The following is an 11,218-nucleotide window of genomic DNA, read 5'->3' as shown; positions in this document are numbered from 1 at the left end:
CGCTATTAGCACGATTCAAAAACTTTATGCGATAGAAAAACGCACTAAGTTATTATCCGCCAAGGAGCGACAAAAAATAAGGAGAAAAGAAGCCCTACCTATTTTAGATAAATTTAAAAAATGGTTAGATGAAACAACACAAACCCTGCTTCCGAAAAGCTATCTGGGTACCGCAGTATCATACACGTTGAATTATTGGCAAGCGTTAACACGCTATGTTGAAAACGGTGAATTGGGCATTGATAATAATGTTACTGAGCGCGATATCCGGCCCTTTACGACGGGGAGAAAAAACTGGATGTTTGCACAATCAGTCAAAGGGGCCCAAGCCAGTGCGGTACTTTACAGTATTGTGATGACCTGCCGGGCCAATGATATTAACCCTTATTTTTACTTCCAGAAGCTGTTCGAAGAATTGCCTAATCGTGTAGAAGGTGCCGATTTAAGCGATTTATTACCGTGGCATGTTCAGTTCAAGCCTTGATTTAGCTGAGTGCACTGCTTAACTGCGCGCTTACAATATATCAAACATTCTAAAGAGATGGGGAGTCATGAAGTAGAAGGGTTTTTAAATCATTTGGCGGTAAATAAGAAGGTGAATTCAAGTACCCAGAATTTTGCGTTATATACAGATATTTATTTAACGATATTTTCTTAAGCAGAGGATTAAAGTTTAATCCTCTCTAAAACGAAGACAATCTATTCCTTTTAAATACAATCAGTTATCTTAAATAGGCAAAAAGATTGTCTTCGTTTTATTCAGAACGTCTTCGTTTTAATTCCATCATTACAATTATGTAACCGTTAAATTTAAACGAAGACAAAGTATGCCCACGAAGCCATACTCAATCAACTCCAAAATCAACAGTTTGATGAAACTCGAACGAAGACAATTGTAACCATTTGATTCTCAGAATCATTTAAAAATCCAACGTAACTCAGGAAGACCAAAACCGAATCCATAACAACGGGCTACTTTCTCCTTACATTAACGATTTCAATGAAAGTAAAAATAGCCCAATTTATGATTACGTTAACTACTTACCCTGCAACGACATGATATGCAGCGGGACATTGCTCATTAGAGTTTTTCGGAGTGCCAGTTCCAACAAAAGCTTTAAAACCAACTTTTAAGCCTTTTTTAACGTGCTTTTTATCTATGAGTAACTCTTCAGAACTAAAGTGAAAATCTCCATGAGATGTTTCAATAAAACCATATTGATTTAACCCCTCTAGCATACGAATTTTGCCTTTTAATAGTTTATATCCAGAAGTTAATTCTTTCCGCTTCAGCTTGATAAAACACCGATCTACTTGCTCATCAACAATAGTGAAAATATCATCTTTATCTTTGATTAACTCCTTCAAGCGAAGGCAATTATATGATCGAGGATCAAATGAAGAATCCAATATTTTAAGCATTTTTCCAAAGTCACCTAAATAAACGGGCTCATTTGTTTGTGCACATTTTTTATAAGCTGCAATTAGCAATGAATCAACATCAGTTGATTGCTCAGAAGCTGAAGCTAAAAGATTCGTTGTATAAACAAAATTATGGCAAGCTTTACGGAATCTGTCAGGAGTATTCTCTTGCCCAATCGCCATCACATGGAACCCATGCTCTCGAATGCGTTGAGCAAGACTGTAAAACCCACCATCGCTAGAAACGATGCAAACCGCATTAATACGTGCATTTTTATTGATTAACTCAATAGCATCCATCACTAATGCGTGATCGGCAGCATCTTTACCATAATGAAACTGTTGTTTAGGACTTGTAGCTGTATTGTGAAGAACATCCTTCCAACCACTTTGGCGGGTGGAGGTCCAGTCAGCATAAACCCACTTAATTGCAACAAGCCCATATTTTTCTACTTCCTCTAATATTAGAGGATAATCGTTATGTGAAGCATTCTCACCATCAACAAGAACTGCAAAATTTAAATTAGTCATAAGGCTTCCTTGTAGTTAATAGATGCTTCGAATAGAGGCTAGACGGTATCCACTTTCTAATAATTTTATTTTAATGCTTTCCAAACAAGTAGCTTGGTAAGACGCATTCCAATTGTGTCTCACCATGCACTCTTTAATTTCTAGCAATAATTCATCTCCATTATCAGCAGGATATATATAAGTTAACCTATCATCGCCAATGTCATAATCATGGTTTAATAATAGCCCTTGATTAAATAACTGGTAGCATTCAAATACATCTTGAACACGATCAATATCAGAATCACTCAAATTTTCATTCTTTATACTAAGTAAAGATTTTCCACATATTTGAACTTCTTCTAAATCGGTTTTAATACTTAGAGTTTTACAATAATTTGCAAATATATCGGCCATAGATAGCTCAATACTTACATCTCCAGATTCATTACCAACAAACTCTGTATCTCCGCTTCTAAAAGCTTTTATTTCTCTAATTATAGGTATTGTTAATGTATGCTTAATTTCAGAATACAACTCATTAGCTAACTCACTAATAAGAAAACAATTATCAATCTTCGTATCTTTTTTAAAGGTAATAACCTTTTTTTCTGCGGCTTTATTGTATTTACCCAAGATTGTTTTTTCTGATAATACATTGTTATATTCTTCTTCTAATGCATCTTTAGTTTCAACAAAGTGTTGCTCAATATTTGACATATCCTGATCGACTGCTTCTATTACGTCTAAAATTGACGCATTAGACTTCAAGTGGTATTCCCGAATAAGGTTTTGCAGTGCCTCGTTATATATATCTTTGGCGCTGTTATAGTTAACTGTTGTCAACGATAAGCAGCGAGCAAAATTTGTTGATTGTTAAGCTTTGCATAGCTTTCTCTATTCCAAGCTAGATAATGAGATAAATACTTCGTCGCAACTCCTTTCATTTTTCCGTTGATCCAAGCCTTTAAATTGGATATTACCCCATTGACTGTCTGTATATGATAAATGTTTTCAATGACTCTATTTTTATTATTTATCAAACGCTTGTGATCGCATTTTTGTTCTTTTGCTACTTTGACATAAGCCCAAGCCCCATCACTACATAACACCGAGTTTTCTGTGATATATGGGGATAGATTCTCTCTTATTTGCACACCTGTATCAGCTGATAAAACTTTATCGATTATGTGGTTACTACGATCTACCGAAAGTAGTACAGGGACTTGCTGACCACGTTTTCTTTTATCTATGTCATTTCCACGACGCCTTGCCGCTCTATTATTGCTTAACTTCTTTGCTCCTTTTTCAGAGTAAGCCATAAAAAACTCATCAGCTTCAATAATCCCAGATAACTTGCCTGAATGATTATTTGACTGTGCTATCAAAAACCGGTGTCTCCATAAAAAAGACGTTCTTAGATTAATCTTGCAGACATCAGCGGCTTCTCTTAAGGTTAACTTCAATACCATACACTTAGTGTATTCTAGCCATAGCGAGCATTTTCGTAATCTAGCAAGTGGTGTTTTTGTTTTATTATTGAAGGTCTTCTGGCACGATACACACTTATAACGCTGAGTTTCTCCTGATTTCCCCCATTTGCGAATGTGTGCTCCATGACAGTGAGGACACTGTGGTGAATGGTCGAAAACGGGTTGAATCAGCTCATTGATTGAAACTTCAGACTGAGAACGCGTTATTGATTGGTGAACTACCTCTCTTTGGGCCGGCGTCATAGACAATAATGCTTGAGTTATTCTATTGAGCTGCTTGGTAAACTTTTTTGTGTACATTGTTATATACCTCAATAAGTTAGTTGCACTTATTAGTATAGACCACAGTTAACTGCAACAGCGCCATATCTTTATATTCTTTCCGCTTCTCTGGAGAAGGAAAATTTTTATTTAAAAACTCATTTAATTTATTTTCTGGTAAATCGGTTAATTCACTATTGTCCAATAAATATGAACTTCTTTGCTGGTCATTTTTTAACAACGCGCTTTCATATTCACTTAACTCGCTATCAGAATCATCTTTCATTTCATTGATCTTTTTTATAAGCAACTCTTTTTCTTCTTTTTGTTTTTTAAAATTGTCACTTATATCTAAACTAGCTTTTTCGTATGATATTTTGAGATTACCAAGAACACTTTTTTCAATATTTTCAAAATCATTTGTAAACCGCTCTATATTTTTTAGGGATGCAGTAAGAAACCTAGTATCACTATAGTCGTACTGATCAGATGGTGCTGATTCGGATATAGGACAGCCTTCGTATCCTTTCAAAAAACTGAGATTAGAATAATAACTCTTTTCTACTATTTCAAGCTCTTCTAATGCAGGTGATTTATTCATAAACGATTGAACTGGCTCGGACTCTTCAATCGTGGAATACGCATTCAAGAGCATTTCCTTTTCCCAGTCATCGGGTAGTTCGATATACGTTCTACTAACGATAGTTTTATAATGAAATGCATTTCCAGGAACCCTAGGACTTAACTTAGCGATCAAAGGCCCAAGTTGATCTATAGTCGCTTGATTTATGCCTCTCTCCCATAGTGAAACCTGAGATTGACTAACACCACAAATTTTACTTATTGGCTCCTGTTTGTACCCCTGAGTACCAGCTATTAATATAACTTCCTTGGTATATGGATGGGTCTCTGCATTAACTTTTGGATAAAGCAAGGTTTCCTCTCCAACTTCACTAATCCTTTGTGTTAACCAAGATTTCTTCATCTCTTTTTTATTCTCTTCGTTAAGCTCCTTAACCCCTGCTTTTATAGCTTCATTAATTGCATTCTCTTCAATACAATTTCTATCTAAATTATTATCCATATTCCCGCCTGAAGTGAGTTGCCGTAAGTAATTGTTTTTATTATGATTACACAGTAAAAAATATAAATCAATAATCAACAGAACAAAAACAAAAAATTATTTAACTGGTAAAACACTGGTAAATAACCAATAAAACCGGCTTAAAAACCAAGAGTTAAAAAACAAATAAAGCACATAAAGCCACACAAAAAACAGCTAGAGGCACTCAATCCCACACACAGAAAGAAACCACAAAAAAACACGCCCCCGGAAGCCAAAACAAAAACAGACAAACTAAAAAGCTGGTATAGCAATAATAAATAGGAATAAAAAACCCAACACAGGAGAGCCGTATTATTTAAGACTAATAATTGATATTTCAGCTTCTTAGGTCGGAACTAATAAATTAACCTTGTGTTGCGAATAATGCGATTAAAGTGGCTATTCAGAATACCGTTAGTAATAATGTATTATTCATAATGAATAGATAATGAGGGGAGTCGCGAATAGAGTATTAATTAATGACAGTGGAATTAAAGCTCGATAACACCAACGTCCTAATAAACCCTGTATCAGTACTTTCTCTTTCCTTCGGATGACAAGTGTGACAAAAATACCACTGTCAGCTCTAAACCAGCCGCAAACTAAAGCAGTCACTTTTATAACTAATTCGCACTAAAAACAGTCACAAACTTTCAAGGGGAAATAGAGCTAATTTCAACGGATTAACTGTCAAAAATAACAACTAACGCCTCAAATTCCGACCTAAGTATCATTTCCACCAGAAAACTCGGCCATTTAACATAAGCACTAATTTTGTGCACCTGATTTGTAGGTGCGTGTTAAAAATAACTTGAGGAAAAGGCTTTACCCTTGTATTGTGTTGATCGTACCGATTAATAGTTACGTTTAGTGGCCACGGTTAATTAAAGGTTGTTGAGGTGTAATAAAATGGATATTAATATTTTTATTGATATAAAAAATACAGAAGCTCTCTGTGATCGTGTTGCCCTTATTATTTATGATTTTTTTGGAATGGAAAAAGGCAAACAAAAAATCACGGAGTTTCTGATCAAGGATATAAAGCAAATAAAGAAAATGTCTTTTGAGCAGAAATCAAATGAAGGTGGGAATTATTCAAGTGATTTAATTGTTACTAAATATAAGAATGGTTCTGATAGTTGCATTTATCAAGGTAGGGGAGTAGTTGAAAAATTTAATGAATACGATAGCAGTAAAACATCACCAGTTTGTAAGTTCAATCTAAATCAGAATTTTCAGATTAATGGAACATTTAAAAAAACACTACCAAATCACAGTCGTCAAAATTATTGGTTAACTTGTGAATTTGATAATGGAAATCAAATTGGAGAGATCGTCATTTATAAAAGAGATTACGTAAATAACAGAGATCTCAAATGCATCACTATTAGTAATTCATATAACTTTAAAATAAAATCTGGAAATGTTTGTTTTTCTAAAGATTATTTTATAGAGACTTTCCCTCAATATCTAACCAGTAAAGATTGTGCTGTTTTTTCATTTTCAAATCATAAAGTTAATTATCCTAACGAACCAATAGAAATGATGTATAACACTAAAATCAAAGGTGAAGACAATAAAAACATCATATACGTTGGTAAAGAATATTTGGATAAAACAGGGGACGATGAGGTAATCAAAAAAATAGTAAAAGATCGTTTTTTAAAGGCTTTATCTGGTAAAGACAGTGAAATTATAAAAAATATAAATGAGGCTTTAGTCGATATATCAAGGCAAACAGAATTCTTGTAATTCAACCATTATATTTACCTTGATTACCCCCCCCCCCTCCATTTTGCGAACTGATTTTTATATAACAACTTAACTGGGATTATAGCTTGAATGGATTTGTAGTTAAAAAATTAGAGAGGTACGTATGACCGATATGTTTGGTGAAACCCAAAGCGATATTGAACAACAAGAAGATATGGAAAACGCAATGGAAAATGGTTTCCAAATCGAAGATGAGATTTACAATCAACATGATGCAGTGAAAGAGTATATTTGTAGTAAGTGTGGTAAGTTCAAAATAGCTGAGATAGATTTAGATAAAGGACTAGATCCAGAAAAATATTTATGCAAATGTAACAACTAGCTTCACTATCCTCTTATTTATTGCCCCCCCATTAGACTATCTAATAAAAGGCTACCCAATCGGTTAATGCCGTTCACTTAAGGTGAGCGGCATTTCTTTTTTTAAGCGAACACCCGTTTTGGAACACTTTAATTCACGAGGATAACGCCTCTCTCGCCTTGCTGGTAAAAAAAATTTTTCCGCACTTTTTGTTATATTCATTAAATACTTAGGAATATTTCCAGGCGAACAAAATGGCAACATTGTTAACTCATAGATGATATGCATTGATGCACCATGGAAGCTTACGCTTTCTAATCGTAGCCACACCCGTTTGAGACAATGCATCAGCAACTAACTCTGGTGATAATAGTTCATTAAGACCTGTAAATTAGGTGAAATTATTCAGTGATATTTGGGAAAGTGCTGTTGATAGTTGCATAAAAATCCGATGTTTTGAGTGGATCGGATTTTTATCTCATTCAGCTAAAAATCAATAGATTTTTCTTAACTGATTGGCATTAACCCAATCGGTGGCTTTTTTGTATTTGCTAGATCAAAAAATCTGATGAAGGAAGGGGATTTCAATGAGCCACTCAAAATTATGACCACCCATAAAAGATTGTTATAATTTCAACAATATGAAAAACTTAGCGTTTTAGTTAACTTTTGTCACGCATTCAGTTATCTACTAATTGTCTAACTAATACAATAGGAATAGTTAATATGGGATTTTTAAGTATTATATCGTCTGTAGGGAAAGCTATAGGGTCAGTAGCTATAGATGCATTAAAATCATTTAACCCATTTAAAGATGAGGAATTTCAAAGTGCTTCTAGTGAAGAACAAGAACGCGTTAAAAGTCGGATTACTGATATAGCAAACGATAAAACATTAGATCATGAATACCGAATGGAAGCACAAATAGTATTAGTTCAAATTGAGTCATATCGCCATGCTGAGGAGTTGGCTAGAATTGATGGAACTACGAAGATTACTATCGTTCAAATAGAAGCAACAAAAGAGATTGTAATAGCCAAGATAGATGTCCTTAAAGAAAATATCATCCGAGCGAGTAATAAAGAAATAGCCTTAATAAATGCAATAGGAAAGAGTCCAGCATTGGCCGATATATTCTTAGAGAGATTGGATAACGCAGGTAATGACATCAAATGTCTCAGTGATAAAGTTGACCTGTACGGTAGTGAAGTACTAAACCTCTGCCATCTAATGCAAAGCGCTAAAGTAGAAGCTATAGAAGATAAAAAAGATCAAGTGTGGGTAGCCATATTATTGGAATGGGTTGATAAAAACTGTATACATTACGACACCTTTCCAAGAGTTTTGAATGATTTAATTCAACTACAAGACATTGATTTATACTCTTGCTCTCTCATAGAAATACCAAAAGAAATAGGTAAGCTAACTCAATTAGAATGTATTGACTTAGACGATAACTTTCTCACAGAGATACCAAAAGAAATAGGCAAGCTAACTCAGCTAACACATCTTCGTTTAAGCAATAACCGTCTTACAGAGATATCAAAAGAAATAGACAAGCTAACTCAGCTAATAAGTCTTGCTTTAAGTAATAACCGTCTTACAGAGATACCAAAAGAAATAATCAACTTAACTCAATTATACGAACTTCATTTAGGTAATAACAGTTTCACAGAGATACCAAAAGAAATAGACAAGCTAATTAATCTAGCACGCCTTACTTTAAACAACAACAATTTCAAAGAGATACCAAAAGAAATAGGCAAACTAACTCAGCTAACACATCTTGGTTTAAGCAATAACAGTTTCACAGAGATACCAAAAGAAATAGGCAAGCTAACTCAACTATACAATCTTGGTTTAAGCAATAACCGTCTTACAGAGATACCAAAAGAAATAGGCAAGCTAACTAATCTAGCACGTCTTTATTTAGGCTCTAACTATCTCACAGAGATACCAAAAGAAATAGGCAAGCTAACTCAACTAACACGTCTTGATTTAAGCAATAACAGTTTCACAGAGATATCAAAAGAAATAGGCAAGCTAACTCAACTAACACATCTTGATTTAAGCAATAACAATTTCACAGAGATACCAAAAGAAATAGGCAAGCTAACTCAACTAACACATCTTAATTTAGACAATAACGATTTAATAGAAAGGAGACCAAAAGAGATATATAACTTAACTCAATTAACGTTCGGTTTATGGAGGTGACCTCTGTCATCGCTTTCAATATTTACCATAACACCTGAGACATGAACAACTCAAAGACTACCCAAACGGTGGCCTTTTTTGTTTTTATCTATTAGTTACACTGTAACTAATTCGGGAAGAAGGTGATATGGGCTGTTAAAATATTAGCTGGATTTCATTCTCATTTTAAAAGGCTCTGTTCCAAATGATTGTTGTCTATACTTATAAATAAGCATAACTTATTGAAGGTAAAGGCTATGGACACTAAATCATTCGTCAATCAACTTAACCAGATAACTGACACATTATTAGCGATGACACCAGCCCAAAGAGAGGTTGTTCACCGTTCAATTCAAGCAACGCAGACGGAAATTACTGTCAATGAGTTGTTTCAGTCTCTATTTAATAATTTATCTCAATGTCCTCATTGTCATTCTTCACATTTTAAAAAATGGGGTAGAGCCGGAGAGACACAAAGATATTATTGTAAAAACTGCCAAAAAACCTTTAATAACAAGACAAACACACCTTTAGCTAAGCTGCGTAAGTGTCATATTTGGGAAAAATATGCAGGCTGTATGGAATTGAAACTAACGCTACGAGAAGCCGCATCCATTTGCAATATTAACCTTAAAACGGCATTTTTATGGCGACATCGTTTTCTGATGGCTCAATCAGGTAAATATGCAGACAAGCTATCAGGCATTATTGAGGTTGATGAATTTTTCCTTGCGTACTCTGAAAAAGGTGCTAAAAAATTAACAACAAAGCGAGTAGCTAGGAAGCGAGGTGGCAATGTAGATAAGAGAACGAAGGAAGGACAAGTAGCCGTTCTATTATCTACAGATAGTAGTAACCATATGATTGATGCCGTATTATCGAATGATACTGCCTCTGAAATAAAATTGCACTTGGCGCCACACATCATAGAAAATTCTGTTTTATGCAGTGATGGGGCATGGGCATATGTCAATATTGCTAAAACGACACATTGCGACCATAAGCGATTGATAAGTGGTAAAAATAGAGTAATAGATAAAATTTATCATATTCAAACTGTGAATGGCGCGATTGCTCACTTTAAAGGTTGGATTGATGTAAAAATGCGAGGCGTTGCGACAAAGTATTTACCTCATTATCTAGCTTGGTTTAGGGAAAGTCACTCAAAGCTTAATTCTCAGCAAATTTTACAATTTGCATATGGGGGACAACAATAAAATGGAACAGAGCCTTTTAAAATGAACAAAAAAAATGGCAAACCCGCAAAGGTTTACCATTTTTTTAATATTAAATTAGCTCTGTATGGGAGCTAAAAGATCATAGAAATTAAAGCCCTACGACACTGTCTGCTTGCGGGCCTTTTTGACCTTGGCTTACAGTGAATTCTACTTTTTGGCCTTCAGCTAAGGTTTTAAAACCTTCGCTTGCAATAGCACTAAAGTGAACAAATACATCTGGACCAGATGCTTGCTCGATAAAACCAAAACCTTTTGCTTCGTTGAACCATTTAACGGTTCCTTGTTCTTTATTAGACATAATAATATCCTGTAATTTTAATGTGAGATTGCCTTCAAAAGGCTTGAATAGCGTAAAAACAGACTGGAACTTAAAAACTACAGAGCGAGGTATTATCAATAAAACAACGTAACGGAGAATGTAAAAAAAAGGCTTTCTTTCTTGCTGAGGGGCATTTTAAAGAATCTACAATAAAAGTCAATGGTTGCTTGATAAATGAACTAATTTAGCTTAAAACATCTACTTAACATAACCAGTATCATGTGCGATCTAACTGGCTTGTCATTCGAGCTGCACGAGGTATTGCATTACTTGCTCTATGCCACTTTTTGTTTTCGCTAGCACCTTTGGTTTTTTTCCTCCTAACGCTAAATTTTCAATATTCCACCAAGACTCAAAGGTTTCTATATTAGCAAAATGCGGATCGGCATATACAGCGATGCATAAAATCAGCGGTTCAACTTCTTTTTCACTATGCTGTTTTAAAAGAAAGTCGAATATTTCATCACTACATCCCATAAGATCCCCTCACTTTAGAACTCCTCTGCTGGTGTTTTTTTGGGGGGCTTAGCTACTTTCCCCAATTCAATCAACAACGCTTTGGTTTTAGGGAGAAAGATGGAACATTTAAGCTATTTATCT

Annotated in this window: 14 protein-coding genes; 6 read left to right on the top strand and 8 right to left on the bottom strand. The window is 34.7% G+C overall.

All coding sequences use genetic code 11. From position 1 onward, the window contains the following. Together CXF72_RS11270 and CXF72_RS20270 are read left to right on the top strand one after the other, a co-directional pair. Positions 1–484 (top strand): IS66 family transposase (locus CXF72_RS11270; RefSeq protein ID WP_157823244.1); only part of this gene is annotated, 484 nt, incomplete at its 5' end. Between the two features lie 9 nt (positions 485–493). Beyond that, positions 494–658, top strand: a complete 165-nt coding sequence (locus CXF72_RS20270) for a phage integrase N-terminal SAM-like domain-containing protein (RefSeq protein ID WP_442966043.1) — start codon at positions 494–496, stop codon at positions 656–658. 383 nt (positions 659–1,041) lie between these two features. On the opposite strand, the gene CXF72_RS11260 is transcribed toward CXF72_RS20270, so the two are convergent. The 4 genes from CXF72_RS11260 to CXF72_RS11245 form a co-directional block, all read right to left on the bottom strand. Then, complete coding sequence (locus CXF72_RS11260; protein ID WP_101039119.1) at positions 1,042–1,953, bottom strand: NYN domain-containing protein; 912 nt, start codon at positions 1,951–1,953, stop codon at positions 1,042–1,044. Between the two features lie 15 nt (positions 1,954–1,968). Beyond that, on the bottom strand, positions 1,969–2,703 hold the full coding sequence (locus CXF72_RS11255) for a hypothetical protein (RefSeq protein ID WP_101039118.1): 735 nt from the start codon (positions 2,701–2,703) through the stop codon (positions 1,969–1,971). A gap of 71 nt (positions 2,704–2,774) precedes the next feature. Further along, positions 2,775–3,725 carry an IS1595 family transposase gene (locus tag CXF72_RS11250; protein ID WP_101039117.1) on the bottom strand — a complete coding sequence of 317 codons (951 nt, stop codon included), beginning with the start codon at positions 3,723–3,725 and terminating at the stop codon, positions 2,775–2,777. A gap of 19 nt (positions 3,726–3,744) precedes the next feature. Then, positions 3,745–4,770, bottom strand: a complete 1,026-nt coding sequence (locus CXF72_RS11245) for a helix-turn-helix domain-containing protein (protein ID WP_101039116.1) — start codon at positions 4,768–4,770, stop codon at positions 3,745–3,747. A 930-nt stretch (positions 4,771–5,700) separates the two neighbouring features. Between CXF72_RS11245 and CXF72_RS11240 the strand changes: the two genes are divergently transcribed. After that, on the top strand, positions 5,701–6,543 hold the full coding sequence (locus CXF72_RS11240) for a hypothetical protein (RefSeq protein WP_101039115.1): 843 nt from the start codon (positions 5,701–5,703) through the stop codon (positions 6,541–6,543). Between the two features lie 124 nt (positions 6,544–6,667). Beyond that, a complete protein-coding gene (locus tag CXF72_RS11235; RefSeq protein ID WP_101039114.1) occupies positions 6,668–6,886 on the top strand; it encodes a hypothetical protein in 219 nt (72 codons plus the stop codon). Positions 6,887–6,949: 63 nt separating this feature from the next. On the opposite strand, the gene CXF72_RS11230 is transcribed toward CXF72_RS11235, so the two are convergent. Next, complete coding sequence (locus CXF72_RS11230; RefSeq protein ID WP_198552574.1) at positions 6,950–7,153, bottom strand: hypothetical protein; 204 nt, start codon at positions 7,151–7,153, stop codon at positions 6,950–6,952. After that, positions 7,137–7,208, bottom strand: coding sequence for a hypothetical protein (locus tag CXF72_RS20265; RefSeq protein WP_442966044.1), 72 nt, complete (start codon positions 7,206–7,208; stop codon positions 7,137–7,139). Before CXF72_RS20265 ends, CXF72_RS11230 begins: the two co-directional genes overlap by 17 nt. A 383-nt stretch (positions 7,209–7,591) precedes the next feature. Between CXF72_RS20265 and CXF72_RS11220 the strand changes: the two genes are divergently transcribed. After that, positions 7,592–9,082 carry a leucine-rich repeat domain-containing protein gene (locus tag CXF72_RS11220; protein ID WP_101039113.1) on the top strand — a complete coding sequence of 497 codons (1,491 nt, stop codon included), beginning with the start codon at positions 7,592–7,594 and terminating at the stop codon, positions 9,080–9,082. 236 nt (positions 9,083–9,318) lie between these two features. Beyond that, entirely contained in the window at positions 9,319–10,278 is a 960-nt protein-coding gene (locus CXF72_RS11215) for an IS1595 family transposase (protein WP_101039112.1), read from the top strand. Positions 10,279–10,387: 109 nt separating this feature from the next. Here CXF72_RS11215 and CXF72_RS11210 read toward each other — a convergent pair whose 3' ends face one another. Together CXF72_RS11210 and CXF72_RS11205 are read right to left on the bottom strand one after the other, a co-directional pair. Continuing rightward, entirely contained in the window at positions 10,388–10,597 is a 210-nt protein-coding gene (locus CXF72_RS11210; protein ID WP_011771349.1) for a cold-shock protein, read from the bottom strand. Between the two features lie 261 nt (positions 10,598–10,858). Beyond that, positions 10,859–11,095 (bottom strand): MbcA/ParS/Xre antitoxin family protein, encoded by a 237-nt coding sequence (locus tag CXF72_RS11205; protein ID WP_101039111.1) that lies wholly within the window; start codon positions 11,093–11,095, stop codon positions 10,859–10,861. Between the last annotated feature and the right edge of the window lie 123 nt (positions 11,096–11,218).

It is taken from the genome of Psychromonas sp. MB-3u-54 (genome assembly GCF_002836415.1).
In the GTDB taxonomy this organism is placed as follows: domain Bacteria; phylum Pseudomonadota; class Gammaproteobacteria; order Enterobacterales; family Psychromonadaceae; genus Psychromonas.
Note: the sequence above shows the minus strand (reverse complement) of the source record. Positions and strands in the feature narration are given on the sequence as shown.